This window comes from Streptomyces sp. NPDC046985, assembly GCF_040644415.1.
Lineage (GTDB): Bacteria > Actinomycetota > Actinomycetes > Streptomycetales > Streptomycetaceae > Streptomyces.
In genome coordinates, this window is record NZ_JBEYWK010000018.1 from 12840 (window position 1) to 38043 (window position 25204).

The following is a 25204-nucleotide window of genomic DNA, read 5'->3' on the forward strand; positions in this document are numbered from 1 at the left end:
GTGCCACCCTCCCCGACCTGAACGTCAGCAGGGGGAGGGGAGTGGCATGGAGAGCGGTCCGGCGATCTTCACAGGAGTGGTGTTCGTGCTGTTCGGAGGGGCGCTGCTGGCGTGGACGGCGGTCCGGGCACGGCATCGGGAGCCCGTGGCACTCGGCGTGCGGCAGGCCGCCTCGGCGACCGTGGCGGGCGTGATCGCCCTCGCCTTCCTGGCCCTCGGCGTGTGGTGCCTGGCCCGGTGGTGAGAGCCGTCGCACCGTGCTCCGTCCAGTAACTGCGAGGCGACCCTCCGCATCGAGCCGAATCGGCCGGTGAGCCCTCCGGGCGGCAGGAAGGGCGGTAGTCGGGTTACCGTTCGAGTGGCCGTTGCGGGCTTTCCCCGTTTGACACGGGGGCGGGATGTACCGTCACACTCCGCAGCGTCACCTCCACACGACCCCGGGAGTCCCATGCCCCGGGGGAACAGAGAACCAGCGCCGACCGGAGAGAAGAGCGAAGTTGTCCCCGACCAGCGAGACCGCACAGGGCGGCCGCCGACTCGTCATCGTCGAGTCGCCTGCCAAGGCGAAGACGATCAAGGGCTACCTCGGCCCCGGCTACGTCGTCGAAGCGAGCGTCGGGCACATCCGCGACCTTCCCAACGGCGCGGCCGAGGTCCCCGAGAAGTACACCGGCGAGGTCCGCCGCCTCGGTGTGGACGTAGAACACGACTTCCAGCCGATCTATGTCATCAACGCGGACAAGAAGGCCCAGGTCAAGAAGCTCAAGGATCTGTTGAAGGACTCCGACGAGCTCTTCCTCGCCACCGATGAGGACCGCGAGGGCGAGGCCATCGCCTGGCACCTCCAAGAGGTGCTGAAGCCGAAGATCCCGGTCAAGCGGATGGTCTTCCACGAGATCACCAAGGACGCGATCCGGGCCGCCGTGGCCAACCCGCGCCAGCTCAACCAGCTCCTGGTCGACGCCCAGGAGACCCGCCGCATCCTCGACCGCCTCTACGGCTACGAGGTCTCGCCGGTGCTGTGGAAGAAGGTCATGCCCCGGCTGTCGGCCGGCCGCGTCCAGTCGGTCGCGACCCGGCTCGTGGTCGAGCGGGAGCGTGAGCGCATCGCGTTCCGCTCCGCCGAGTACTGGGACCTGACGGGGACCTTCGCCACCGGGCGGACGGGCGACGCGAGCGACCCGTCGTCCCTGGTCGCCCGGTTGCAGACGGTCGACGGCAGGCGCGTGGCGCAGGGCCGCGACTTCGACTCCCTGGGCCAGCTCAAGAGCCCGAACACCCTCCACCTCGACGAGGCGAACGCCCGCGCGCTGGCCGCCGCCCTGGAGAGCACGCGCTTCGCCGTCCGCTCCGTCGAGTCCAAGCCGTACCGCCGCTCGCCGTACGCCCCGTTCCGTACGACGACGCTTCAGCAGGAGGCGAGCCGCAAGCTCGGCTTCGGCGCCAAGGCGACCATGCAGGTCGCCCAGAAGCTGTACGAGAACGGCTACATCACGTACATGCGTACGGACTCCACCACCCTGAGCGACACGGCGGTCGCCGCCGCCCGCGCCCAGGTCACGCAGCTCTACGGCGCCGACTACCTGCCGCCGCAGCCGCGCACGTACGCCGCAAAGGTCAAGAACGCACAAGAGGCGCACGAGGCGATCCGCCCCTCCGGCGACCGCTTCCGCACGCCCGCGGAGACCGGCCTGACCGGCGACCAGTTCCGGCTCTACGAGCTGATCTGGAAGCGGACGGTCGCCTCCCAGATGAAGGACGCGACCGGCGACAGCGTGACCGTGAAGATCGGCGGCGCCGCCGCCGACGGCCGGGACGTCGAGTTCACCGCGTCCGGCAAGACGATCACCTTCCACGGCTTCCTCAAGGCGTACGTCGAGGGCGCCGACGACCCGAACGCCGAGCTGGACGACCGGGAGCGCCGGCTGCCGCAGGTGTCCGAGGGCGACGCGCTGAGCGCCGAGGAGATCACGGTCGACGGGCACGCCACCAAGGCGCCGGCCCGCTACACCGAGGCGTCGCTGGTCAAGGAGCTGGAGGAGCGCGAGATCGGCCGCCCCTCGACGTACGCGTCGATCATCGGCACGATCCTGGACCGCGGCTACGTGTTCAAGAAGGGCACGGCCCTGGTGCCGTCCTTCCTGTCCTTCGCCGTGGTCAACCTCCTGGAGAAGCACTTCGGGCGGCTCGTCGACTACGACTTCACCGCCAGGATGGAGGACGACCTCGACCGCATCGCGCGGGGCGAGGCGCAGGCCGTGCCGTGGCTGAAGCGGTTCTACTTCGGCGAGGGCGCCCTGGAGGGGGCCGCCGCCGACGCCGGGAACGGCGACGGGGACCACCTCGGCGGCCTCAAGGAACTCGTCACCGACCTGGGCGCGATCGACGCGCGCGAGGTGTCGTCGTTCCCGGTCGGCAACGACATCGTGCTGCGGGTCGGCCGCTACGGGCCGTACATCGAGCGCGGCGAGAAGGACACCGAGCAGCACCAGCGCGCCGACATCCCGGACGACGTGGCTCCCGACGAGCTGACCGTCGACATCGCCGAGGAACTGCTGGCCAAGCCCAGCGGCGACTTCGAGCTGGGCGCTGACCCGGCCACCGGCCACACGATCGTCGCCAAGGACGGCCGCTACGGCCCCTACGTCACCGAGATCCTCCCCGAGGGCACCCCGAAGACGGGCAAGAACGCGGTCAAGCCGCGCACCGCCTCGCTCTTCAAGTCGATGGCGCTGGACACGGTGACGCTGGACGAGGCGCTGCGGCTGATGTCGCTGCCGCGGGTGGTCGGCGCCGACGCCGAGGGCGTGGAGATCACCGCGCAGAACGGCCGCTACGGCCCGTACCTGAAGAAGGGCACGGACTCGCGCTCGCTCCAGGCCGAGGACCAGCTCTTCACCATCACGCTGGAGGAGGCCCTGGCGATCTACGCCCAGCCCAAGCAGCGTGGCCGCGCCGCCGCCAAGCCGCCGCTGAAGGAACTGGGCGAGGACCCGGTCAGCGGCAAGCCGGTCGTGGTCAAGGACGGGCGGTTCGGCCCGTACGTCACCGACGGCGAGACCAACGCGACCCTCCGCTCCGACGACAGCGTGGAGGCGATCACACCGGAGCGCGGGTTCGAACTGCTCGCGGAGAAGCGCGCGAAGAGCCCGGCCAAGAAGACCGCCGCGAAGAAGACGGCCGCCAAGAAGACGACGGCGAAGAAGACGACCGCCGCGAAGACCACCGCCGTGAAGAAGACCGCGGCTAAGAAGACGACCACCGCCAAGAAGACGGCGGCCGAGTCGACGACCGCGACGAAGACGGCGGCCAAGAAGACCGCCGCGACGAAGGCGACCACCTCACAGGCGGCCGAGGACTGAGCCCGTCTCCGGCGGCGCGGCTGGGGACTGAGCCCGCTCCCGGGCCTGCGGCGGAGGGCTGAGTCCGCCTCCGGGGCGCGGCCGAGGGCGGAGCCCGGTCCTGGCGTGCGGCCGAGGACTGAGCCAGCCTCCCGCGCGCGGCCGGCGTCCTCTCCCGAATGTGCGCGACGTGTGCGCCCCGGCATCATTTCGGTGACGGGGCGTTCGCACGTTCGGGGCGTCACGGCATGCTGTCGGCGCCTCCCGATAGGCTGAACGCATGACGCGAGCCGAGCAGCCAACGGCCCCCACCCCGCCACCGGACGACAGCCTGGTGGCGGACTCCCGCGAGCGCGCCGTCCGCGCCCTGCTGCGCCGACCGCAGTTGAGGCGACTGTGGAGCGCGCAATTGGTGGGGGGTGTCGGCGACACCCTGGCGCTCCTGGTCCTGGTCGCCCTCGCCCTTCAGACGGCGGTCGCCCAGGGCGCCCTGGGAGGCGGCTACCGCGGCGTGGCGTTCGCGGTGGCGCTCGTCTTCGGGGTGCGCGTCCTGGCGACCGTGCTGGCCGGTGCCGTCCTGCTCGGCCCGCTCTCCGCGCTCACCGCTCAAGAGGGGCCGCTCGACCGGCGCTGGACCATGGTCGGCGCCGACGGAGTGCGGGCCGCGCTGCTCATCGTCGCGCCGCTGTGGATCGACTGGACGCCGGACAACGCGCTGATCCTGCTCCTGGTGACCGTCTTCCTCACCGGGGTCGCCGAGCGCGTATGGACGGTGTGCCGCGAGAGCGCGGCGCCCGCGCTGCTGCCCGCCCCGCCCCCGGAGGGCGCCACGGTGCGGCCCCTGCCGGACCACTTGGAAGCCCTGCGGCGCCTGTCGCTCAGGACGACCTTCCTGGCCGTCCCGCTGGCGGCCGCGGCCCTGGTCGTCGCGGCCCTGTTCAACAGCCTCCTGGGCGCCGGCCTCGTCTGGTTCGACCAGCACCGCGCCGCCCTCGCCGCCTATGTCGCGTCCGGCCTGTTCGCCGCCTCGCTGTCCGTGCTGACGTCCCTGGAGGTGCCCGGCACGCGCACCCCGCGCGCGCGGTCGCCGCTGGAGGGGCTGCGCCGTCCCAAGACCGGCGCCGGCGTCGACAAGGGCCGCACGGGGGCCGTGCCGCTCCTCGTGCTCGCCTGCGCCGCCGTCGCCGGGGCGGTCGCCGCGGCGGTCTCCGTCGGCGTGCTGCTCACCCGGGACCTCGGCGGCGGCCCGGCCCTCTACGGGCTGGCCGTGCTCGCCCTGACCGGCGGCGTGGCCGTCGGCGTCCGCACGGCGCCCAAGGCCCTGGTCTCGCTGTCCCGGCGGCGGCTGCTGGCGCTGGCCGTCGCCGTCACCGGCGTCGCCCTGCTGGCCGCCGGACTCGTCCCGGACGTCACCACCGTCCTGCTGATCCTCGTCCTGGCCGGCGCGGCCGCGGGCGTCGCCGCCCACACCGGCCACACCCTGCTCGACCAGGAGACCGAGGACTACCGCCGCCCGCGCGCCACCGAGCACCTGCACGCCGTGGTCCGGGTCCTCACCGCCCTCGGCGCCGTCGTCGCCCCGGTGGTCGCGGCCGGCATCGGCCCGCACCGGCTGGAGCACGGCAGGTTCGTCTTCGCGCACGGCGGCGCCGCCTTCACGCTGATGCTGGTCGGCGCCCTGCTGCTGCCGGTCGCCGCGCTGGTGCTGGCCAAGGTCGACGACCGCTCCGGCGTGCCGCTGCGCCGGGACCTGTTCGACGCGCTGCGCGGCGGCGACGACCCGGTGACGGTCCCCGCGGACTCGGGCTTCTTCATCGCCCTGGAGGGCGGCGACGGCGCCGGGAAGTCCACGCAGGTCGAGGCGCTCGCCGACTGGATCCGGGCCAAGGGGCACGAGGTCGTCGTGACCCGCGAACCGGGCGCCACCCCGGTCGGCAAGCGGCTGCGGTCGATCCTGCTGGACGTCTCCTCGGCCGGGCTCTCGCACCGCGCGGAGGCGCTGCTGTACGCGGCCGACCGCGCGGAGCACGTCGACACGGTGGTGCGGCCCGCGCTGGAGCGCGGCGCGGTCGTGATCTCCGACCGGTACGTCGACTCCTCGGTCGCCTACCAGGGCGCGGGCCGCGACCTGTCGCCGACCGAGATCGCCCGCATCAACCGCTGGGCGACGAACGGCCTGGTGCCTCACCTGACGGTCGTGCTGGACGTCGCGCCCGAGGTCGCGCGGGAGCGGTTCACCGAGGCGCCCGACCGCCTGGAGTCGGAGCCCGCCGAGTTCCACGCGCGCGTACGCTCCGGTTTCCTCGCGCTGGCCGCCGCCGACCCCGCCCGGTACCTGGTGGTGGACGCGGGCCAGGAGCCCGAGGCCGTCACCACCGTCGTCCGGCACCGCCTCGACCAGACCATGCCGCTGTCCGAGGCCGAGGTGAAGGCCCAGGAGGAGGCGCGCAGGAAGGCCGAGGAAGAGGCCCGCCGCCGCGCCGAGGAGGAGGCCCGGCGCAAGGCCGAGGAGGAGCGCCTGGAGCGCGAGCGCCAGGAACAGCTCGCCCGGCTGCGCGCCGAGGAGGAGGAGCGCAAGCGGCGCGAGCTGGAGGAGGCGCAGCAGCGCGAGGCCGAGCGCCAGGCCGAGGAGGCCCGGCTGCGCGCCGAGGAGGCGCGTCGCCGCGCCGAAGAGGAGCGGGCGCGGCTGCTCGCGGAGGAGCAGGCCAGGGCCGAGGAGCAGGCCCGGCGCCAGGCCGAGCAGGAGCGGCTGCGCCGACAGGCCGAGGAGGAGGCCCGGCTGCGGGCCGAGGCCGAGGCGCGCCGCCTTCAGAAGCAGCAGAAGGCCGAGGAAGCGCTGCTGCGGGCCGAGGAGGCCCGGCGGTCGGCCGAGCAGGCCGCCTCCGCCGCGCAGGCGGGTCCCCGCCGGCCGGTGCCTCCGGCGCCCGGCGCGGCGCAGGACGCGATGACCGTGCCCACGCCGGTGGTCACGCCGGGCGGCGCGTCAGACGGCGCGGCGGACGAGACGACGGTCCTGCGGCCGGTACGGGACGAACGCCCTGACCACCGCGACCACGACGAGCGAGCCGACGCCTCGGGGACTGACACGGGCGAGCGCGGCCCAGCGGGCGACGGGAGGCGGGGCGCCGCAACCGGGGCCGCCGCCCAGCCCGAGTCCGACGCCGAGGTCACGACCGAGCTGCCGCAGCCGGTGGTCCCCACGGCCGGGCCGGGGACGGCCGATCCGGCGGGCGCCGCGGACGAGACGGCGGTGCTGCCGCGGGTCTCACCCGCCGGGGCGGTCGACGAGACGGCGGTGCTGCCTCCGGTCCGGGGCGACGATCCCGCACGCGCACGAGGCGCGGGCGACGCTCAGGGCGGCCGGACCACACGTGAGCGCGGAGAGACGCGGGACGCGCGGAGCGCTCGGGACCGAGACGTCGCGGAGCGGGTCCCGCCGGGGTACTTCCGGGACGAGCGGGCCGCTCCGCACCGCCCGGACGGCTCCGACGACCGTACGCGCGAGCTGCCGCAGGTCGACCCCGAGGGCGAGCCCCGGCGCAGGCCCCGGCCCGACTGGGCCGAGGAGACCCCGCTGGACGACCTGCCGAGCCTGGCGGACGAGCTGCTGGGACCGCACGCGTACCAGGAGGACGACGGCGCGTACGGCGAGCGGGACGCGTCGCAAGACGAGGCGTCCGGCGGCGAGCGAGGCGACGGACGGGGCGACGGGCGGGGACGGGGCCGCGGGCGCGGTCGCCGGGGCTGAGCCGGAGCGGAGTACGGACGGGCGGCGCCGGGTTTTCCGGCGCCGCTCGTGCGTGAGCACCCCAGGCCCCCGCCCTCGGGTGCCCCCGCTCCCACCTGCAGGCGCACTTCTGCCCTTTGAGCCCTGGCCGTCCGCGGCCTCGCTGTCCGCAGCCCGTCGTGCCCAGTTCTATCGTCCACAGCCGATCGTGTGCGCCGCGTCGTCCACAGCCGACCGTGCGCCGCCGTGGTCCACAGCCCGTTGTCCACAGGCTCCGCGCGATGTCGGTGGGCGCCCGCACAATGGATGCCGCACCACGATCCATGACGAATATGACGAAAGGGCGGCGTGACCCATGAGCGTGTGGGACGACCTCGTCGGGCAGGAGAAGGCTGCCGAGCAGTTGGCCGCCGCGGCCCGGGACGCAGATGCCCAGGTCGCGGCTGCCTCCGGCGAGGCGCCGCCGCCGGAGGCGTCGAAGATGACGCACGCCTGGCTGTTCACCGGACCGCCCGGGGCGGGGGTGGCGCAGACGGCCCGAGCTTTCGCCGCCGCGCTCCAGTGCGTCAGCCCCGACCGTGCGCTCGGCGGCGTCCCCGGCTGCGGTTTCTGCGACGGCTGCCACACGTCGCTCGTCGGCACCCACGCCGACGTCAGCACGGTGGCCGCCGTCGGCACGCAGATCCTCGCCGACGACATGCGCGACACCGTCCGCAAGTCGTTCACCTCCCCGGCCAACGGCCGGTGGCAGGTGATCCTCGTCGAGGACGGCGAGCGGCTGAACGAGAAGTCCGCCAACGCCGTCCTGAAGGCCGTGGAGGAGCCCGCCCCTCGTACGGTCTGGCTGCTCTGCGCGCCCTCGGTCGAGGACGTGCTGCCCACGATCCGCTCCCGGTGCCGCCACCTGAATCTGCGCACCCCCTCGGTCGCCGCCGTCGCCGACATGCTCGTGCGCCGCGAAGGCGTCGAGCCGGACGTGGCGGCAGCCACCGCCCGCGCCACCCAGGGCCATGTGGACCGGGCCCGCCGCCTGGCCACCGACCCCGCCGCGCGCGAGCGCCGCTCGGCCGTCCTGAAGCTCCCGTTGCGGCTCGACGAGATCGGGGGCTGCCTCAGAGCCGCCCAGGAGCTGGTGGACGCGGCCGCGGACGACGCCAAGGCGCTCGCCGAGGAGATGGACGTCAAGGAGACGGAGGAGCTGAAGGCGGCGCTGGGCGCGGCCCAGGGCGGCCGGATGCCGCGCGGCACGGCGGGCGTGATGAAGGACCTGGAGGACAAGCAGAAGCGCCGCCGCACCCGGACGCAGCGCGACAGCCTCGACGTCGCCCTGACCGACCTCACCGCGTTCTACCGCGACGTGCTCGCCCTTCAGGTGGGTTCGCGCGTGGCGATAGCCAACGCGGACGTGGGGGACACGCTGGAGCGCGTAGCGCGCGGCAGCTCGCCGGAGTCCACCCTGCGCCGGATCGAGGCCATCGGCGCCTGCCGTGACGCCCTTGACCGCAACGTGGCGCCGCTGCTGGCGGTGGAGGCGATGACCATGTCTCTGAGAGCCGGCTGACGGCGAGGAGGCCGGGGACGGCGCGGACGGCGGAGGCGCCGGGACGGCAGGGGCGGCGGAGACGGCGGCGAGAGCGCCGCACGGGAAGGGGGGCGACGGTGCCGCACGCGGAGGGCGGAGTGCGCCGCACGGGGACGGAAGCGACGGAGCCCGCCGTCACTCATAGGAGGCACGCGGTCTACGGAAGGCATGGGAACGGTCGCGGAGAGTTACGCTCGCCTGATGTACTTCAGGCGCGTCCTTCGTCCGAGCGATCCCTTCAGCGGCCCATCGAGCGGCGCCCGGCCCTACCTGGCCGGAAGTCGTCCGGGCAGCGGGCACCGGCCCCGCAGCGCGGCCGTCCGCATGCCCCGGACGGGCGGCCCACTCCTCGTGGCCGCCGCCCTGCTCCTCTCCTCCTGCGCCGCCAGTGACGGGCAACGCGGTGAGGCGTCCGCGGCGGACGCGGTCGCGATGCTGACCGCGCTGCCGCAGGCCACGCCGTCCTCGCTGGCGTCGTACTACGCGCAGAAGCTTGCCTGGCGCGACTGCGGGGTTCCCGGTTTCCAGTGCGCCACGATGAAGGCGCCGCTGGACTACGACAAGCCGTCATCGGGCGACGTCAAGCTGGCCGTGGCACGCAAGAAGGCCACGGGGCCGGGCAGCCGCCTCGGTTCGCTGCTGGTGAACCCGGGCGGTCCGGGCGGCTCGGCCATCGACTACCTTCAGCAGTACGCCGGGCTCGGCTACCCCGCGGAGGTCCGCGCCCGCTACGACATCGTGGCGATGGACCCGCGCGGGGTCGCCCGCAGCGAGCCGGTGAAGTGCCTCGACGACCGGGGCATGGACGCGTACACGCAGACCGACGTCACTCCCGACGACCGCGCGGAGACCGACGCGCTCGTCGGCGAGTACCGGAAGTTCGCCGAGGGCTGCGGCGCCCGCGACGCCCGTATCCTGCGGCACGTCTCCACCGTGGAGGCGACGCGCGACATGGACATCCTCCGGGCGGTCCTCGGCGACCAGAAGCTGAACTACGTGGGGGCGTCGTACGGGACGTTCCTCGGCGCGACGTACGCCGGGCTCTTCCCGCAGCGGTCGGGCCGGCTGGTTCTGGACGGCGCCATCGACCCGTCCCTGTCCGCGCGCCGGACGAACCTGGACCAGACGGCGGGCTTCGAGACGGCGTTCCAGTCGTTCGCGAAGGACTGCGCGCGGCAGAGCGACTGCCCGCTCGGCGGCCGCGGCACGACGCCGCGGCAGGCCGGCGAGCACCTGGAGGCATTCTTCCGCAAGCTGGACGCGCACCCCCTGTCCACCGGCGACGCGAACGGCCGCCGCCTCGGCGAGGCGCTGGGCACCACGGGCGTGATCGCGGCGATGTACGACAAGGCGGCGTGGCCGCAACTGCGCAAGGCGCTCGCCTCGGCCATGAACAAGGGGGACGGCGTGGGTCTGCTCGCCCTCTCGGACATGTACTACGAGCGTGACTCCAAGGGCCGCTACAGCAACCTGATGTACGCCAACGCCGCCGTGAACTGCCTGGACTCGCCCGCGGCCTTCGCTGACCCCGCCGAGGTGGAGAAGGCGCTCCCCACGTTCGAGAAGGCGTCCCCGGTCTTCGGCGCGGGCCTGGCCTGGTCGTCCCTGAACTGCGCGTACTGGCCGGTGCGGCCCACCGGTGAGCCGCACCGCATCGAGGCGAAGGGCGCCGCCCCCATCGTGGTCGTCGGCACCACCCGCGACCCGGCCACTCCCTACCGCTGGGCCCAGGCCCTGGCCTCCCAGCTCTCCTCGGGCCGCCTGCTCACCTTCGACGGCGACGGCCACACCGCCTACGGCCGCGGCAGCCGCTGCATCGACTCCGCGATCGACGCCTACCTCCTCCGCGGCACCCCGCCGACCCCGGGAAAGCGCTGCTCATAGCCCTCCGCACCCGCCCCGCCGTCCAGCCCCCGGGGCGGGTGCGAACCACCCTGGGAAACTGTGTAGACTTACCGACGTTGCCGATCGCACCATGGTGCCGACAGCACGCCGCTTTAGCTCAGATGGCCAGAGCAACGCACTCGTAATGCGTAGGTCTCGGGTTCGAATCCCGAAAGCGGCTCGGATCAGCCCCAGGACTCACTCGCCGTGACCTGGGGCTTTTTCCATTTCGTGACCTAACTCCTGTCGGCGCGTCAGCCCAGAGGTTCGGCCGGGCGGCTCCTGGTGGCCGACCGGTGGCCAAACGTGCAAATGGCGTGCAGCGGCGGTGGCCGAGAGCCTCGACGAGTGTGGGCGGACGGCGACCTGCTTGTTGTTCCATCCCTACAAGCCCTCGTCTGGCGTCGCCGCCTGGGAAGGCTTCGGCCAGGTACAGGGGTCCGAAGCCGCATGCCGAGGAGACGGGCAGCATTCCTCCGCGTAGCTGTCAGGGATTCTTCGCGTTCAACCGTATGGACACCGAGCCCCACCTTCGGCTGCATCGGCAACGGCTGGAGCGCGAAGCGGAGCCGGGGCCCACGAGGGGTGATGTGCTGGTGGCTCACCCGAGGCCGCTCGTTGGACGCCGATTGCGCCGCGCCCTAAACGGAGCGCGCCCGGATTGGCTGTCCGGGGGGAGGGAAAGAGTCACGCTATGCGATCACTCTCGGTCCGCTGCGACTAGTGAGTGGCGTTCATCACATGCCGGAGCCCCGGTCAGATATCCGCTGACCGGGGCTCCTTTGCTCCTGAATCAGGCGGAGCGTTCTTCCTTGGCCTCGTCGCTCTTGCTCGGAGGCGTCATCCTGGGCCGGCGCGGAGAGGCTGCCGACTCCCCGACCTTCACCGCTGCCAGGGACCTCCGGGCGTGCGGCACGAGCTGAACGACCTTCTCGGCGGCGTCGCGAGCGAGGTCGTCGAGGACCGACTGGTAGATGTCCCGAGTGATCCGCGTGTCCGAGTGGCCGAGCGTGTCGGAGACCACCTTGACGTCGACCCCGGCGGCGAGCATGAGCGTTGCTGCGACGTGGCGAAGATCGTGAAGCCGGATCGGAGGGAGGGCGGCGGCTTCCACGAGACGCTCGAAGAGGTCGCTGACCTTGCCGGGGTGGAGAAGGGACCCATCCTCCTGGGTGAAGATGCGGCCGGTGTCCTGCCAGCCCTCGCCCCACGCTTCCCGCTCCTGTTGCTGGCGGGCCTTGTGAGCCAGGAGGGCCTGGTTGGTCTCCTCGTCGAGGGCGATCAGGCGAATGCCGCTGTCGGTCTTCGGGGCGCCCTCGTGGACCTCCCAGCCGTCCTGCACGAGCTGGGTGGCGATGGCGAGCGAGCGTGCCTTGGCCGAGTGGTCTTCCCAGCGGACGCCGCACCCTTCGCCGCGCCGTGTGCCCCGGAAGGCGATGATCCGCCAGAGCACGTACAGCCGGTCCTGCTCAACGAAGTCGAGGAACGTGCCAGCCTGTTCGGGAGTCCAGACCATGACCGGCGAAGGCTTCTCGCCGGTCTCTTTCCAGCGCGCGATGCGCTCGTCGCTCCAGACGAGGGCCTTCGGCTTCGTGCCCGGCAGCAACTCGACGTGCGCCGCCGGGTTGAAGGCGGGCATCACCTGCTGGGCGACGGCGACGTTCAGCGCGGCGCGCAGGGTGTCCCGGATGTGCGGCTGGGTGTTGAGGCCGGTAATCCGTCGGAAGGGGGGCATCGCGTCGAGCTGGGCCCGCAGCCAATGGCGGCGGGCGCGGTTCTCGGCGCCCTTGTTCGGCGTGGCCTTGAGGTCGTCGCGTACGACGCGCCGCTGGGCGTTCTGTTCCTGGACCTCGATGTTGCGCTCGTTGATCGCGTCGAACATCGAGTCGATGTGGTGGACGCGGAGCTTGTCGAGGCGCAGGTGCCCGAGATGCGGCTTCAGGTGGACGCGGATATCGCACTCGTAGCGGGCCGCTCCGCCGCGCCGCAGACGCTTGCGTCCCGCCAGCCAGGAGTCGAGCCACTCCGCCACGGTGACCTTGGAGTTCAGGGGCTGCCCCGTCTTGAAGCGGCGGCGGGTCTCGTCGTAGTCCGGGACCGGGTCCTTGTCCTTGACGCAGTTCTCCAGGAGGTCGCTGATCTGGGTTTTGCCCCAGGCGTCGTCTTCCTCGGGGATGGACATGAGGGCGCGGACTTTGTCCAGCTCCTCCTGGGCCTTGGTGGACGTCTCGAAGCCGCCACGGCGAAAGCGCCTGCGGTCGCCGTTCTGACTGGGTTCGAGTTCCTGGATTGCGGTCCAAGTGCCGTGTCGGCGTGAAGACTTGAGCTTCGGGCAGGAAGCGCCGTGTTCCTTCTTGGTCTTCGGGTCCGTGCAGCGGCACCGTCGTATGAGGTTGCCGTTCTTCACTCGCTGTCCTCCGAGGGAGTTGATGTTTCGGGCTGGTCGACGAAGGCCAGCTCGTCGGGCAGGGACGGAGGTGCCAGCTCGCGGTCGCGCATCCGGCCACGGAACGTACGTAGTTCTTGGCAGTCCTCGAACGCGTGCTCCTCGTAGCCCTCGGCACGTTGCAGGAGGGTGGCTCTGCGGGCCCGGTCCAAGGTGGTACTGGCCGCCCGCCGCCGTTCCCTGGCCAAGGCGTGGGATGACAGTGCGGCGGCCACCAGATCACCGTGCTGACGAAAGACGTCTAGGACGTTGCGTGCGGAGCCCTCGGGGGCGGCCTCGTCCAGGGGGGACTCGCCGGTGAACCACGCGACCGCCTCCCATGTGGACACCTCGCGACCCGGGAGGACTTCGACAGTGGCTGAAGACCCGAGCGGGAAGAGGAGGGTCACCGGTGGGACGCCCAGGACGTCGGCCAGCACGACGAAGTCCGCGACGGTGATGCTGGTCTTGCGCCCGGACTCCAGGTTCTTCAGGGAGTGCTCGGTCAACTCGGGCAGACCGCGGTCGGCGCAGCCCTGAGCTGCTTCGGCCATGGTGAGGCCGGCGGCCCGGCGGGCTTCCCGCAGGCGCTGGGCGATCCGGCCGGTGAACGTCGCCGGCCATTGAGTGGGTGTCATGATGACACTGTAGATCGTCAAAAAGCGCTGCCGCAACAACGTGATACGTCTACGGAATCGCCGCGACACTAGAAACTCTAAGGAGGATGTCATGAAGGCATTCGATGCGTCCCGTGAGGCGCGCGGGCTGACGGGCGACGAGCTGCTTGCCCTCCCCGCGGTGATCGACCTCGACACCTCGAACCGGGCGCTGATGATCGGCCGATCCACGGGATACGGACTCGCCAAGCGGGGGGAGTACCCGGTCAAGGTGCTGCGTCTCGGCAACGCCTACCGGGTGGTGACCGCTGACCTGCTGAGGCTGCTTGGCCTGGAGCGCCCACAGGAAGGCCAAGTTCGGGGCGACGGCCGAAGCGGGCACGGCCTCGCCGCATAGAAGCGTCAACCAGACGATGCTCTGACCTGGGGGTCAACGAAGACGGGCTCCGTCGTCGGCGCCGTATACGGCGCCCGCGTTCTACGGGACAGTGATGCAGCGGAATCCCGTGTCGTTGTCCTTAATCGACGCGGCGGCGGTGTTCATCAGGGACGGTGCGGCCCGTTCGATCGGGGAGGTGAACGTGGAGCCCTTCAGGTGATGTCGTCCGTTGCCGGACTGCTCTTCGGTGGCGCACCACTCCTAGACGTTGCCGCACAGGTCGAAGACGCCGAACGGGCTGACCCTGGATTGGTAGCGGGAGACGGGGGTCGTCGCGTCGATGCCGGCCTCGGCCGTGTTCGCCTTCGGCGGTCGGTTCGTTGCCCCAGGGGTAGATGCGCCCGCGCGGTCCGCGAGCCGCCTTCTCCCGCTGCTGTGCGGTGGGAAGGGCCTTGCCCGCCCATCGGGCGTACGCGGTCGCGTCGTGCCACGCCACCCACACCACGGGGTGAGTGGCCAAGGTGACGGGGCAGCGGCCCTCGGGTCAGTACCGAGGCGGCCGGTGCTCAGTGGCCAGCACGAACCTCCGATCCACTCCAAGGTGCTCAGGGAGTGCTGGGGGGAGGTCGGGGATGGTGGAGTCCTCGGCCCGCCAGGACGCGAGGGTCTTGCCGGTGGGGAAATTCGCCGAGTGGCGGCGAAGGCGCCGGGTGGCCGCGTCGCGGCCGGTGACCTCCTCGGAGATCAGCAGCCGCAGGACCTCGGCGGGCTCCCACCGCTGGGCCCTGGCAGTGACCAGGACGTCGGGTGCAGCCTTGCGCATGTGGGGCAACCGCATTCGGCGCATCAGCTTGTCGAGTTCCTCAGGTGGGTCGCGTGAGCACCGATAGGCTGGGCGGATGATCAATATGGCGGTGCGTAGTGACAGCGGGAACGTCGTGGTTCGCGCCGAAGCTGGTGTGGAGTGGACGGCCAGCTTCGCGGATCTGGACCCGGCGGAGTTTCCGATGCTCTGGGCCCTGACGCCGTTTGGGGATGCGGTCTTCAACCAGCGGCAGGTGCCGCTGATGCTGTCGGAACTCGACCGGCTTCCTGCCGACCGGGGTGGTGACTGGGTCGGGCAGGCCCGCGAATTGTGCCAGGTCGTCGAGCGCGGGCTGCACCTGTATCTGTGGTTCGTCGGCGACTGACTGCGGTCAGTCGGCCATGGACTCCCCAGCCGCTGTCTGCAAGGCTCACTCTGCCGAACCTGTTCAGACGCGTCGCCGGTCAGCCTTTTGGAATTGGCCACTCCGCTTGAGCTTTCCCTGTATTGCCTCGGTGGCTATTCGGGGCGGGGTCATCGTTTGGCTTTGGCGCCACCGTCCGGCCAATTCGCAGATTCCTATCGGTTTACTTAGACGCGCACTCGTGGATAAGCTGCAGCAGGTGATGCGGGTCTCTCAAATCCGGAATTACATGCCGTGCTCCTGCGGACGTGAGTTCGTCAACTCTTGTCGTACCGGAAGCTACCCCGATCACAGCGGCACCTCCTTCCTGACCCGTACGAACATCTTCTAGCGAATCACCAATAATTACGGTGTTCTGTGGGGTAAATTCATGCCCATGGCGTCTTCCGGCTCTCCGTTGAGCTACAGCCACTAGGGAAGGGCGGTGCGCGTCGTCCGAAGAGTAACCGCCGATGTCTAGATCGAGATAGCGGTCTAGTTCGAGCGTGCGCAATTTGATCGCAGCGCTCTCGCGTAAATTTCCGGTGACCACAGTAGGCAGTAGCTCATCACTCTTCCCCACGGCTTTCAAAGAGGCAAGTGCACCAGGCATCACGCGCCCCGTATCCGCAATGTCGGCTTGATGACTGAGAAGTTGAGCGGGCATGCGTCGCACGATATCGTCCGCGAACTTCCTAATTTTCCCCGCTTCTACGGAATTCACTCGTAGCAGTTCGAGAACAGCGAGCGGCATCGTCACTCCGGTCCCACGGGCGGGAAGCTTAACCACAGGTCGACCAACGACCTCCTCAAACAACTCGCGATAGACTTGCCGATCGATACCTCCCGTGTAGAGGAGGGTGCGATCGATATCCCAGAGCACGAGAATCACTCATTTCTCCTTTTACGCATAACGACCTTTCCCCGGTCCAGCAACTCCTCTGCAAACGGGGACGACTCGAATGTCGCGGCCTCTCGCAGCATCTTGAAGAGGTGGTCGTCGAGCCTGGCGGACTGCACACCTTCTACGATGTCCAGAACTTCGTGGGCAGTAGCGCAGCCAGCATCAGATTCTCCCGCGCGCATCTGTGCTGTCGCGGCTCGGGAGAGAAATTGCGCGGTAGTCCGGGTTTCTTCCCGGTTGAGCACGCCGCGAGCCGCAGTGAAGCACTCTGCCGCCCGGACCGGCTGGTCAAGATCGAGGTAGCAACTGCCAGTCTGTCCGAGAATCTCGCCAGCGTTGACCCAGTACAGCCAGTGGGGGTCGTCTTCGCCTCGTCCGCGGGAGCACAGTTCCTCAGCTTCACTGAGGGCGGCCAAGGCCCCGCGCTCTTCGCCCAAGCGGGCGTGGCCGCGTGCCTGACGAGTTAAGAGCATCGCGTGGAGTGCGGGTGCGTCGTGCCCGATGACGACCTGCCGCGCAGTACGCGTCGCGGTGATGGCGTCGCGCGGATCGCCAGTCGAGTATGCATGGATGGCGAGGAATCCCAAGGCTCCGGCTCGCAGCCTCGCGTCACCTGAAGCGTGAGCGGCACGCAGGGCACTGAGGAACAGGCGCTGGGCGGCTTCGTGGTCACCGCTGTCAAAGGTGAACCATCCTGCCTGGGAGGTCGTGTCCGCTGCGACCGCTGCCAGCCGGCGACCGTGTTGCTCGGAGTGGGAACCGTGCTTGAGCAGGTGAAGGATCATCCGCAGATGGGCCTTTGCCGTCTGCGCAAGGTTGCCGCTGCCGTTGGTTGCGTCGGCCTGGCGCAGGGCGTCGGTGGTGGTCTGCAAAGAGTCGATCAGAGAAGCGGAGACGGCGGTGTTGCCGGCAGAGGCCACGAAGGGTTCGACGGGTGCGATGGCTGATTGCAGAACGTACTGAGTGAGTGCCGCTCCACTGAGCGCAGCTAGTACGTGGCGGCGTTTCATGGTGGTTCCTCCGGTGGCCGCTTCCAGTGACCTCACCATACGATCCATCGTCCAAGGCAATGCAGGGTCAGAGGAGTCCACTTGGATCGGGATCGCCGGCTCTCCCCCGAGCGTTACTAAGAGCAGAGATTGCAGGTCAGAGGGCAGACCTAAGCCGCGGAGTAGGTCTAAAAGTGTGTCAGGGCTGCCGATCTGCTTCTGACCGCGCTCCAGAGCGGAGATGAAGGACTGAGGGAGAGCGGTCAGTTCACGTACGGCCATCTGAGACAAGCCAGAACGCTTGCGCACGAGTCTGAGAACCTCACCGAAGTCCCAGGCGACCAGGGCTCTCTGAACGGCCTCATCCCGCCAAGCACGGTCTGGCACACCTGGTGCGGCGGCCGTCTTGGAACACACGGAGCACAGGGCGTCAGGGTTGTACCGACTCAGCTCTGTATGGCACTTCGCGCACGCTCGGTTCGACTGTCTCATGGCGGGAGATCCCCCCTGGGCTTGTACCTTCCCGGCTCTTACACGATATGCGGGATGCCTTATCTCCACAGAGATATCGCTCTAGGGATCGGCTTGGCGACGTCCTAGTCCCACAATCTTGCCCGTTGCACCGAGCGCACCGTCCGGAAGTGACCGCGTTCACGGCGGAGGGAAGGGCATGAAGAGCGTCACCGAGTCGCAGACCGGTCTGGTCACGCACGGCCGCAGCCGACCGCCCCGGGATGAGTTCGATCAACTCGCGCTCGCCAAGGTGCGTGCTGCTGTGGCTGTCGGCGTGCTTTCAACGGCTCTGCCACTCGCCGCATCCCTCGTTGCGTGGCTGGCAGGGCTGCCCCTTGCCTGGCTGCTGGGCGGTCTGGCGGTCTGTCTGGCAGGCACCGGTCTGATGTCCTGGCACCGCGTCCAGACTGCGGCCCGAGCGCTGGCTGCGGCTGGGGTCAAGAAGCGGGCTGCGGAGTGGCAAGCTGCTCTGGACGCGGCTGCGGCCGTCGAGAAGTCGGTGCAGTGGTCGGCGGACGAGCTGTGCCGTGGGGCGCGACCGCCGCTGCCGGACAGCCGGACGTCGCAGTCGGCCGGTCCTGCCGCGGAGATCGGCAAGGCGTTGAGCGCCCTCCAGGTGCAGGCCGTCGCGTCGTTGATACGCGTGCACGACGAGTCCCAGTCCGTCGTCCTCCTGGAGGTGCTGCGCCGCTTGGCCGTGCGGGAGCACGCCCTGGTCGGGAAGGCGCTGGAGGCGCTGACTCGCTTGGAGAAACTCACGGACGACCCGGAACTGCTGTCGACGATCTTCGAGATCGATCACCTCGTGACGCGGATGCGGCGCCAGGTGGAGAGCACGGCGGTGCTGGGCGGCCAGTCTCTGCGCAGCGTGCGTCGTCCCGTTCCCGTGACCACCGCGCTGCGCGGCGCCGTCTCCGAGGTGGTGCAGTATCCGCGTGTGACGGTCGCGGCCGGTTCGGTGGGCGCCGAGCTGGGTCTGCCGGGACATGTGGGTCCGGACCTGACGCACCTGCTGGCCGAGCTGATCGAGAACGCCTGTGAGTGCTCCGATCCCGCGACAAAGGTGACGGTGCGTGCGCAGCGGGTGGCGACCGGGCTGGCGGTCGAAGTCGAGGACCGAGCCGTTCCCGTGCATCCGCAGGCGCGTGCACAGATGAACCGCCTGCTCGCGGCGCCCGACGAGGTCGACGTCAGCGGTCAGGTGCGAGCCGGGCAGCTCGGCTTGCTGGTCGCCGCGAAGATCGCCCAGTCGCACGGGTTGTCCGTTCTCTTGCAGGAGAACGTGACGGGAGGGACCACCGCCCTGGTCGTCGTTCCGGCACGGCTCCTCGTAGCGCTTCCTCCCGTGAGTGAGGCTGGCGCTCGCGGCAGGCAGACACGTCCTTCCGCGCCTCCGCCGCCGCGGCAGGTCGCCGCGGCGACGGCCGACTCGTCGGCGGGCCAGGTCACACGCCCGATCACCGCAGGTGCGCCCGGGATCGGAGAGGCGGGTGCCATCGCGCCCGACCTGCCCAGACGACCACGCCAGACCGGTTCGTTCCGTCCGCCGCGTGAGCCAGAGCAGGCTCCCGCGACGGCGGCGAAGCCAGGGCTCGCAGCCGACTTCCGCAACGGCGTCCGGGCCGGCGGAACCGCCGGTTCTCCCCCCCCCGCTTCGACGACCCAGCCCATGCCCTGACCCTCGCCTCTTCCCCCTTCTGGAGCGATCCCTATGAGCAGCACCCACTCTGAGATGAACGACATGACGGGCCTGGCGCCCCGGGCGGAGGTGACGGCGAGCGGCAAGCAGGGTGACATGCTCTGGCTGCTCAGGCACTTCGCCGCCGACGTCCCGGGCGTCACGCACGCCGTCCTGCTCTCGCGGGACGGACTGCGGCTGCTGGACAGCGAAGTCGACAAGGACTGGGCGGACGAGCTGTCGGCCGCGCTCAGCGGAATCGCCTCTATCGCGGCGAACGTCACCGGTCCCGGCCACAAGAAGAGGCCGGCCAGGCAGGTCGTCATCGAGCGGGACGACTGCCTGATCTTCGTCCAGAGCGCCGGGCGCAGCGCGGCCTTCGAGAACCATCCCGGCAACGAACGGGGTGCGGTGGACACGGTCCTCGCCGTCATCGCCACCACGGACGCCGACGTCGGCTCGGTGGGATTCGAGACGGGGCGCCTCGTCCAGAAGTTCGCGCCCTACATGCAGATTCCCGTCCGCGTCGGCACGGGCGACGAAACCAGGTGAGCGCACACGTCGGCGCGGCCGAGGACTCGACGTTCGTGCGGACCTACACCCTGACGCGCGGTCGCACCCGGCCACGGCACCTGCTCGGCCTGGACGCCGTGTTGGACACCGGACCCGGGCGCGCCGGCCCGGGACAGGCCGAGGAGTGCGAGGAGATCATCGCCTTGTGCCGCGAGCACCGGCGGTCGGTGGCAGAGCTGGCGGGCCGACTCGGCCGCCCCGTCGCCGCAGTCACGATCCTCGTCTCGGACCTCCTGGACGCCGGCGCTCTGGTCGTCTCCGCAACCGCTGCCTACGCCCCGGCCGGCACGGCCGCAGGAGCACGTCCCTCCACGCCCACGCACCTGTTAGCAGCCCTGTATGCGGGCCTGAGAAGGAAGTGGCCCGATGCCGTCTCCTACCGACAGGCCGGATGACCCGGCCGTGCCGCCGCCGACGGGCGCCCTTCTGCCTGCCGGTGCGCCGACCGTGCTGAAGGTCGTGATCGCCGGCGGGTTCGGCGCGGGCAAGACCACGGCCGTGGGCGCCGTCAGCGAGATCACGCCGCTGAGCACGGAGGAGTATCTGACCGAGGCGAGCGCGGGCGTGGACAGCCTGGCGGGCGTCGAGGCCAAGGAGACCACCACGGTCGCCTTCGACTTCGGCCGCCTCAGCCTGCTCGACGCGCCCGTGCCCCTGGAGCTGTTCCTGTTCGGCGCGCCCGGCCAGGACCGGTTCGTCGACCTCTGGTACGACCTGGCCCGCGGAGCCGTCGGCGCGGTCGTGCTGGTCGACACCCGCCGACTGGCGAGCAGCTTCACCCCCATCTGCTTCTTCGAAGAGATCGGCCTGCCCTTCGTCGTCGCCGTGAACCAGTTCGACGGAGCCCACCGCTACCACCCCGAACAGGTCCGCGCCGCCCTCGAACTGCCCGCCTGCGTACCGGTGGTCGCCTGCGACGCCCGCGATCCCAGCCACGTCGCCGGCGTCCTGCTGACCCTCGTCGGCCACGCCGTGCAGAACGCATCCGCGGGCGCCGTTCGCCCCGCGCCCACCTCCACCCTCCAGGACGCCTGATGTCGTATCAGCCTCACGACCCCTATCTCCCGCCGCAGACCGAACCGGCCACGCGGTCACTGCCGCGACGCGACTTGCGGCACCTCGTCCGAGGGCTGTCCGTCTCGGCCAGCGCCCCCGTCACCGGACCGCAGGCCCAGCAGGCGAGCGAGCTGGCGCGGCGCCGTGAGCTGCTTCAGCGCCTGGGCGTGCCCGTCGCCGCCGACGGGGACTTCGACGAGCTGGCCCGCGACATGGCCGCACAGGCCGGATTCCTGTACGGATTCGTCAACTTTTTCCTGGAGCGGCAGACCTTCGTCGGGCTGCACCAGCCGGCCGCGGACAGCGGGCACGTCATCGTCGGACGCACCATGAGCCGCGACCACGGCTGGTGCCCGGAGGTCATGGCCCGCAGGAAGGCGCTCCCGCTGCACGACGTGCACGCGTCTCCGCGCTTCAGCGGCAACCACGTGGTCGACGCGGTCGGCATCCGCTCCTACTTCGGCGCACCCCTCATCCACGACAGCGGCGCCGTGCTGGGCACGGTGTGCGTCATCGACCCCGAGCCGCGCCCCCTGAGCCAGGCCCGACGGCTCCGAGACGTCGTCATCGGCGCCGGTGCCCAGGTGATGGACCACATCGTCCGCGCGCCCTTCTGCTAGGGCCCTTTCGCCACCGCCGCCCGGGAGCCGCAGGCGATCCCCCGGCCGCTCCACCGCGCGACCACCACCCAGGGAGAGGGAAGACGACGATGCCCGCCACACCCGCCACGCCGCCACCGGCGCTGCGTCCCTACCTCACCGCCCGCCACGAACGGCTGTGGGACGAGGCGGACGCCTTCGCGGCCGAGGACGTCGCGCCGCGCGTCGCGCGCATGGAGAACGCCCCCGGCAGGGTGGAGCGCGAGGTCGCTGCCTTGATGGCCGCACGGGGCTGGTTCGCCGTCACCGTCCCCTCCGCCCTCGGCGGTCTCAGCGCCGGCCACGTGGCCAAGATGATCCTGGTCCACCGCATCGCGCGGGTCTCGGCGGCTGCCGCGGCCATCCTTCAGGCCACCTTGATCCCCGTCGGCGCCCTGTGGCACTTCGCCACCTGGGAGCAGAAGCGCCGCTGGCTGCCCCGTGTCGCGGACGGCTCCCTGCTGCTGTCGATCGCCGTGACCGAACCGCGGGCCGGCGGGCACATCGGCGGCATCGAGACCACCGCCGACCGCTCCGGCGACCACTGGGTGATCACCGGCAGCAAAGTGCACATCGGCAACAGCCATCTCGCGGGAGCCCACCTCGTGATCGCCCGCACCGCCGAGGCCGTCAACACCTCCCAGGCGCTGACCGCGTTCATGGTCGAGTCCGACCGCCCCGGACTCACCGTCGCCGACCACCGCCCCGGACTCGGCCTGCACGGCTTCTCCGCCGGTCGCCTCGACCTCGACCGCGTCCGTGTCCCCGAGGACAACAGGATCGGAGACATCGGCCAAGGTCTGGCCGTGGCCCAGAGCAGCAGCATCCTGTACGGCCGCCCCAACTTGTCCGCCGTCAGCCTCGGAGTCCACGAGGCGGTCATGGCCGTCACGACCGCCCGCCTCAAGACCCGCGCCCGCTACCGGGGCACCCTGTCCGACCTGCCCGTTCTGCGAGACCGCATCGGCGCAATGGAGTCCCGCCTGCGCGCCGCGCGCATCTTGGCCTACCAGTCCGTGCACCTGCTCGACCGCGGCCTGTCCTGCGACGGCGACCTGATCAACGCCAAGTACCTCGGCCACCAATGGGCCGTGCGGTCCGTGCAGGACGCCATGGAACTGCACGGCGCCCACGCCCTCGACGGCGACTACGTCCTCCAGCGCCTGTGGCGCGACGTCCAGCACACCCACCCACCGGCCGGGACCGGCGAAGTCCAGCGCATCCGCCTCGCCGACGCCGCCCTCGACGAGGACTGCGTCCAGTGGTCCGAACGCCTCGCCGCCGAAGTGGCCTGGGCCCGCCCCGATCCGACCGCTGCATGAGCCCCCGTGCGCAGCACCTTCCGTGAATCCCCGCCGCTGCGCACGGGTCCCGCTGCCGGCCCCTGCCTCCCTCTCCCCGAGGAGGGGCCGGCAGTCAGGAACCCCGCCCCCACAGCCACAGCCACAGCCACAGCCACAGCCACAGCCGAGGAAGCGACCATGACCCCACCAGCGGCCACCGCCGATTCATCGCAGCCGCAGACGGCGGCCCCCTTGCAGCGGCTACTCCAAGACGCCCTGCGCGAGGCCGGCTTCGAGGCGACGGTCTACCCCGCAGACGACGGGGCCGCGCTGAACCTCACGCTGTACAGCAGACACACGCCGTTCGCGACCGAGGCGGCCGCGCGTTGGCTGGACGAGGCCGGAGTCGTCGCCGACGTCACGCTCGACGGCGGCGGCTCCTCTAGCCCGGTCCTCACCCTGCACACGGAGGAGTCCGTGCGACGGCTCATCGCCCGACTCCTCGACCCCTGGACTCGCGCCTACTCCGCCCTCGCGCCACTGGTGGACCTTCTGGAAGCCCACGGCGTGATCAGCGACGCCGACGTCGGCACACACGCCGTCGCGCTCGAACTGCCGGACGACATGCTGGCCTCGGCCGTCATACTCGCGGCCCTGCTCGGCGCCCCCGCAATCGACGCCGGCTTGGACCTGAACCGCCCCCGCGGGCTGCGCCGTCTCGCCGACCGGATGCAGTGGCTCGTGACAGGAGTCGTCGGCTCCGAGGTCACGGCCACAGCAAGGCGAGGCTGCGCCCACGATCCTGATCGCCTCACCCTCCGCCTGACGATCGAGCAGGCGCAACGGCTGACGCACCGCCTCGACCCGACCCAGGCTCCCCCGCAAAGCGACCGGACCCCCTCATGACTACACACCCCTTACGCCCCGACCTCGCCGAAGACCTGATCAGCCGCGCCGAGCAGGCAAGTGCGCACTGGTCACGGCGTATTCGCAACCAGTTGGACGGCATCCAGCTCGGCCCCGGCCGCCACACCGACCACGCCAACGCCAAAGTGCTGCGCCGCATCCTGGCGGAGCACGACTGGCCCGGCCACCGTCTGGTCGGGCCCGCCGGCTGCCGCGCCGCCTGGCAGCTCGCCCTGCACGCGGACGACGAGCCCGATCTTCAGCGCTCAGCCGTCCGCCTTCTGCACCGCGCTGTGAAGGCCGACGACGCGCCGGCCTGGCAGTGGGCCCACCTCCTCGACCGGTCTCTGATCGCCAGAGCAGAGCCGCAGGAGTTCGGCACCCAGTACCGCATCACTCCCGACGGAGTGCAGCCCTGGCCCCTGCGCGAACCGCGCGCCCTCGACTCCCGCCGGGCCCACCTCGGACTGCCGCCCGCCGCCTCCGCGATGGCGGCTCTGCGCCGACGTCTCCTAACACCGCCCAATGACGCCGGTCGCACCGTCGATGATCTCGTGCCCGCCATGTGATAACCGCCCATTGGCGCTCTTTTCGGCCTCCTCCAAACCGCATCCCTCGTGGCCTCGTAGCCGCCGAAGAGGGCCCAAATTCTCGCCTCGCACCACCGCCACGCTCACCACGGCCTACGCCGCCGGCGTAGGCGTCTGGACGCTCATGCAGGACACACCGAATGGAGCAGCCCGTGACGATCGCACCTGAAGCACCGACCGAGACGCCGCCGGGTTCACCTCTCCCGGCAGTCCCACCGTCCGCCGCCCCCCGCGTCGGCCGCAGTAGCTGGCACGCCACGCCTGGAGCCTCTCTCGGACGATTAGAGGAGGCTGTCGACTCGGGCACTGACGTTGCCCGTCTGGACCTAGGGGACTCGGTGCCGCGTTCGGTGAAGGACGAGGCCCGCACGAGCCTGATGCTGGCTAGACGGTTGCGGATCGCGGTGGCTTCGGATGCGGCTGGTGCGCTGCACCGGGAGGCGCTGGCCGCTGATCTCCACGCCCATCCGCTGGTCGAGCGCGTCGTCGACCTGACGCCTGGTGCCCCGCCGCCTTATCCGGAGGCAGCGCTCGTTGCCGCCCGCCTAGTCGCCGACGGTGGCGTGGACCGGGCGCTGCTGGTGTGCCACACGGGACTGGGCGTGGCCGTCGCCGCGAACAAGGTTGCTGGCATCCGTGCCGTCACTGCTCACGATTCCTACAGCGTCGAGCACGCCGTCCGGTACACGAACGCCCAGGTGCTGTGCCTGGGGCAGGCGATCGTCTCGCTGGAGTTCGCCCGGGGGCTGCTGGCCGTCTGGCTGGCCCACCGCTTCGACCCCGCCGTCTCCGCCTCGGCGAAGGTCGCGGCGATCACCGCCTACGAGCAGGCCCGGGACCACCGCCCGGCCTGACCACGATCCACCTAGGCCGGTCCGTACGGCAACGCCCGGCCAGATCCGCACCCGAAA

Annotated in this window: 22 protein-coding genes and 1 tRNA gene; 17 read left to right on the plus strand and 6 right to left on the minus strand. The window is 70.8% G+C overall.

Features of this window, described 5'->3' with window-relative positions; all coding sequences use genetic code 11:
• Positions 1-46: 46 nt before the first annotated feature.
• The 6 genes from ABZ861_RS22720 to ABZ861_RS22745 all read left to right on the plus strand — a co-directional run bounded on the left by ABZ861_RS22720 (position 47) and on the right by ABZ861_RS22745 (position 10715).
• Positions 47-244, plus strand: a complete 198-nt coding sequence (locus tag ABZ861_RS22720) for a hypothetical protein (RefSeq protein ID WP_361632890.1) — start codon at positions 47-49, stop codon at positions 242-244.
• A gap of 253 nt (positions 245-497) precedes the next feature.
• A complete protein-coding gene (gene topA / locus ABZ861_RS22725) occupies positions 498-3362 on the plus strand; it encodes a type I DNA topoisomerase (RefSeq protein WP_361632892.1) in 2865 nt (954 codons plus the stop codon).
• Between the two features lie 259 nt (positions 3363-3621).
• On the plus strand, positions 3622-7089 hold the full coding sequence (gene tmk, locus ABZ861_RS22730; RefSeq protein WP_361632894.1) for a dTMP kinase: 3468 nt from the start codon (positions 3622-3624) through the stop codon (positions 7087-7089).
• 334 nt (positions 7090-7423) lie between these two features.
• Positions 7424-8629: a DNA polymerase III subunit delta' gene (locus ABZ861_RS22735; protein ID WP_361632896.1), complete on the plus strand. Its 1206-nt coding sequence runs from the start codon at positions 7424-7426 to the stop codon at positions 8627-8629.
• Positions 8630-8974: 345 nt separating this feature from the next.
• Complete coding sequence (locus ABZ861_RS22740; protein ID WP_361633194.1) at positions 8975-10534, plus strand: alpha/beta hydrolase; 1560 nt, start codon at positions 8975-8977, stop codon at positions 10532-10534.
• Positions 10535-10641: 107 nt separating this feature from the next.
• A tRNA-Thr gene (locus tag ABZ861_RS22745) sits at positions 10642-10715 on the plus strand.
• Positions 10716-11327: 612 nt separating this feature from the next.
• On the opposite strand, the gene ABZ861_RS22750 is transcribed toward ABZ861_RS22745, so the two are convergent.
• Both ABZ861_RS22750 and ABZ861_RS22755 read right to left on the minus strand, forming a co-directional pair.
• Positions 11328-12941 (minus strand): tyrosine-type recombinase/integrase, encoded by a 1614-nt coding sequence (locus ABZ861_RS22750; protein ID WP_361632898.1) that lies wholly within the window; start codon positions 12939-12941, stop codon positions 11328-11330.
• The gene (locus ABZ861_RS22755) at positions 12938-13597 is read right to left on the minus strand and encodes a helix-turn-helix transcriptional regulator (protein WP_361632900.1); all 660 of its coding nucleotides are present in this window, start codon (positions 13595-13597) and stop codon (positions 12938-12940) included. The genes ABZ861_RS22750 and ABZ861_RS22755 overlap by 4 nt, the downstream gene beginning before the upstream one ends.
• 91 nt (positions 13598-13688) lie before the next feature.
• On the opposite strand from ABZ861_RS22755, the gene ABZ861_RS22760 reads away from it, so the two are divergent.
• Positions 13689-13973: a hypothetical protein gene (locus ABZ861_RS22760; protein WP_361632902.1), complete on the plus strand. Its 285-nt coding sequence runs from the start codon at positions 13689-13691 to the stop codon at positions 13971-13973.
• Positions 13974-14094: 121 nt separating this feature from the next.
• On the opposite strand, the gene ABZ861_RS22765 is transcribed toward ABZ861_RS22760, so the two are convergent.
• Both ABZ861_RS22765 and ABZ861_RS22770 read right to left on the minus strand, forming a co-directional pair.
• Entirely contained in the window at positions 14095-14460 is a 366-nt protein-coding gene (locus ABZ861_RS22765) for an SUMF1/EgtB/PvdO family nonheme iron enzyme (RefSeq protein ID WP_361632904.1), read from the minus strand.
• 39 nt (positions 14461-14499) lie between these two features.
• Positions 14500-14778 (minus strand): hypothetical protein, encoded by a 279-nt coding sequence (locus ABZ861_RS22770; RefSeq protein ID WP_361632906.1) that lies wholly within the window; start codon positions 14776-14778, stop codon positions 14500-14502.
• A gap of 76 nt (positions 14779-14854) precedes the next feature.
• Between ABZ861_RS22770 and ABZ861_RS22775 the strand changes: the two genes are divergently transcribed.
• Positions 14855-15145 (plus strand): hypothetical protein, encoded by a 291-nt coding sequence (locus ABZ861_RS22775; protein ID WP_361632908.1) that lies wholly within the window; start codon positions 14855-14857, stop codon positions 15143-15145.
• A 202-nt stretch (positions 15146-15347) separates the two neighbouring features.
• On the opposite strand, the gene ABZ861_RS22780 is transcribed toward ABZ861_RS22775, so the two are convergent.
• Both ABZ861_RS22780 and ABZ861_RS22785 read right to left on the minus strand, forming a co-directional pair.
• Positions 15348-16055, minus strand: a complete 708-nt coding sequence (locus ABZ861_RS22780; RefSeq protein WP_361632910.1) for an HAD hydrolase-like protein — start codon at positions 16053-16055, stop codon at positions 15348-15350.
• On the minus strand, positions 16052-17548 hold the full coding sequence (locus ABZ861_RS22785; RefSeq protein ID WP_361632912.1) for a helix-turn-helix transcriptional regulator: 1497 nt from the start codon (positions 17546-17548) through the stop codon (positions 16052-16054). Before ABZ861_RS22785 ends, ABZ861_RS22780 begins: the two co-directional genes overlap by 4 nt.
• A gap of 178 nt (positions 17549-17726) precedes the next feature.
• Here ABZ861_RS22785 and ABZ861_RS22790 point away from each other — a divergent pair, with 178 nt between their 5' ends.
• The 9 genes from ABZ861_RS22790 (at position 17727) to ABZ861_RS22830 (ending at position 25147) form a co-directional block, all read left to right on the plus strand.
• Positions 17727-19247 (plus strand): ATP-binding protein, encoded by a 1521-nt coding sequence (locus ABZ861_RS22790; RefSeq protein ID WP_361632914.1) that lies wholly within the window; start codon positions 17727-17729, stop codon positions 19245-19247.
• Positions 19248-19280: 33 nt separating this feature from the next.
• Entirely contained in the window at positions 19281-19799 is a 519-nt protein-coding gene (locus tag ABZ861_RS22795; protein WP_361632916.1) for a roadblock/LC7 domain-containing protein, read from the plus strand.
• On the plus strand, positions 19796-20215 hold the full coding sequence (locus tag ABZ861_RS22800) for a DUF742 domain-containing protein (protein ID WP_361632918.1): 420 nt from the start codon (positions 19796-19798) through the stop codon (positions 20213-20215). The genes ABZ861_RS22795 and ABZ861_RS22800 overlap by 4 nt, the downstream gene beginning before the upstream one ends.
• 52 nt (positions 20216-20267) lie before the next feature.
• Positions 20268-20855 carry an ATP/GTP-binding protein gene (locus ABZ861_RS22805; RefSeq protein ID WP_361633197.1) on the plus strand — a complete coding sequence of 196 codons (588 nt, stop codon included), beginning with the start codon at positions 20268-20270 and terminating at the stop codon, positions 20853-20855.
• Positions 20855-21496: a GAF domain-containing protein gene (locus tag ABZ861_RS22810; RefSeq protein ID WP_361632920.1), complete on the plus strand. Its 642-nt coding sequence runs from the start codon at positions 20855-20857 to the stop codon at positions 21494-21496. The genes ABZ861_RS22805 and ABZ861_RS22810 overlap by 1 nt, the downstream gene beginning before the upstream one ends.
• 89 nt (positions 21497-21585) lie before the next feature.
• Entirely contained in the window at positions 21586-22836 is a 1251-nt protein-coding gene (locus ABZ861_RS22815; protein WP_361632922.1) for an acyl-CoA dehydrogenase family protein, read from the plus strand.
• 159 nt (positions 22837-22995) lie between these two features.
• Positions 22996-23703, plus strand: a complete 708-nt coding sequence (locus tag ABZ861_RS22820; protein ID WP_361632924.1) for a hypothetical protein — start codon at positions 22996-22998, stop codon at positions 23701-23703.
• Positions 23700-24272: a DUF6624 domain-containing protein gene (locus ABZ861_RS22825; protein ID WP_361632926.1), complete on the plus strand. Its 573-nt coding sequence runs from the start codon at positions 23700-23702 to the stop codon at positions 24270-24272. Before ABZ861_RS22820 ends, ABZ861_RS22825 begins: the two co-directional genes overlap by 4 nt.
• Positions 24273-24670: 398 nt before the next feature.
• Complete coding sequence (locus ABZ861_RS22830) at positions 24671-25147, plus strand: RpiB/LacA/LacB family sugar-phosphate isomerase (RefSeq protein ID WP_361632928.1); 477 nt, start codon at positions 24671-24673, stop codon at positions 25145-25147.
• Positions 25148-25204 lie beyond the last annotated feature (57 nt).

What these genes read in the sequence shown, in the direction of transcription:
- ABZ861_RS22720 (WP_361632890.1), top strand. Translation starts at nt 47, where the DNA reads ATGGAGAGCGGTCCGGCGATCTTCACAGGAGTGGTGTTCGTGCTGTTC.
- tmk (WP_361632894.1), top strand. Translation starts at nt 3,622, where the DNA reads ATGACGCGAGCCGAGCAGCCAACGGCCCCCACCCCGCCACCGGACGAC.
- ABZ861_RS22735 (WP_361632896.1), top strand. Translation starts at nt 7,424, where the DNA reads ATGAGCGTGTGGGACGACCTCGTCGGGCAGGAGAAGGCTGCCGAGCAG.
- ABZ861_RS22740 (WP_361633194.1), top strand. Translation starts at nt 8,975, where the DNA reads ATGCCCCGGACGGGCGGCCCACTCCTCGTGGCCGCCGCCCTGCTCCTC.
- ABZ861_RS22755 (WP_361632900.1), bottom strand. Translation starts at nt 13,597, where the DNA reads ATGACACCCACTCAATGGCCGGCGACGTTCACCGGCCGGATCGCCCAG.
- ABZ861_RS22760 (WP_361632902.1), top strand. Translation starts at nt 13,689, where the DNA reads ATGAAGGCATTCGATGCGTCCCGTGAGGCGCGCGGGCTGACGGGCGAC.
- ABZ861_RS22770 (WP_361632906.1), bottom strand. Translation starts at nt 14,778, where the DNA reads ATGCGCAAGGCTGCACCCGACGTCCTGGTCACTGCCAGGGCCCAGCGG.
- ABZ861_RS22775 (WP_361632908.1), top strand. Translation starts at nt 14,855, where the DNA reads ATGATCAATATGGCGGTGCGTAGTGACAGCGGGAACGTCGTGGTTCGC.
- ABZ861_RS22785 (WP_361632912.1), bottom strand. Translation starts at nt 17,548, where the DNA reads ATGAGACAGTCGAACCGAGCGTGCGCGAAGTGCCATACAGAGCTGAGT.
- ABZ861_RS22790 (WP_361632914.1), top strand. Translation starts at nt 17,727, where the DNA reads ATGAAGAGCGTCACCGAGTCGCAGACCGGTCTGGTCACGCACGGCCGC.
- ABZ861_RS22795 (WP_361632916.1), top strand. Translation starts at nt 19,281, where the DNA reads ATGAGCAGCACCCACTCTGAGATGAACGACATGACGGGCCTGGCGCCC.
- ABZ861_RS22810 (WP_361632920.1), top strand. Translation starts at nt 20,855, where the DNA reads ATGTCGTATCAGCCTCACGACCCCTATCTCCCGCCGCAGACCGAACCG.
- ABZ861_RS22815 (WP_361632922.1), top strand. Translation starts at nt 21,586, where the DNA reads ATGCCCGCCACACCCGCCACGCCGCCACCGGCGCTGCGTCCCTACCTC.
- ABZ861_RS22820 (WP_361632924.1), top strand. Translation starts at nt 22,996, where the DNA reads ATGACCCCACCAGCGGCCACCGCCGATTCATCGCAGCCGCAGACGGCG.
- ABZ861_RS22825 (WP_361632926.1), top strand. Translation starts at nt 23,700, where the DNA reads ATGACTACACACCCCTTACGCCCCGACCTCGCCGAAGACCTGATCAGC.
- ABZ861_RS22830 (WP_361632928.1), top strand. Translation starts at nt 24,671, where the DNA reads ATGCTGGCTAGACGGTTGCGGATCGCGGTGGCTTCGGATGCGGCTGGT.